At 71.5% G+C, this 375-nt stretch carries 1 protein-coding gene; it reads right to left on the bottom strand.

Going from position 1 to position 375, the window contains the following annotated elements; all coding sequences use genetic code 11:
- Positions 1 to 375: UvrD-helicase domain-containing protein (locus D9V41_RS16775; RefSeq protein WP_133434251.1), on the bottom strand; the 375-nt coding region annotated here is incomplete at both ends.

Below are 375 nucleotides of genomic sequence, written 5' to 3'. Positions count from 1 at the left end.
CGGCGATCTGCTTGTACGGCGTGCCACGACGATGCAGCAGGGCGATCTCGTTGGCGACCGCGTTGGCCTCCGCCGTCTCGTCCGGGTACCCCTGGTACGACACGGGGTTGCCCGGCTCCTGCTGCGAGCGCAGCTGAACGCCGTCGCCGCCGCGCGGCCCGAAGACCGCGTTGGCGGCCGCGACGATCTGGGGCGTGGACCGGTAGTTGCGGACCAGCTCGTGGCGCTCGGCGTCGGGGAACTTGCGCCCGAACCCGGCGAGGATGCGCGGGGACGCGCCGGCGAACGAGTAGATGGTCTGACGTGGATCGCCGACGACGCAGAGGTCGTCGCGTCCACCGAGCCACAGGTCGAGGAGAGTGGCCTGCAGCGGGT

This window comes from Aeromicrobium phragmitis (genome assembly GCF_003674095.1).
In the GTDB taxonomy this organism is placed as follows: Bacteria; Actinomycetota; Actinomycetes; order Propionibacteriales; family Nocardioidaceae; genus Aeromicrobium; species Aeromicrobium phragmitis.
This window is presented reverse-complemented; position numbering and strand designations above follow the sequence as displayed.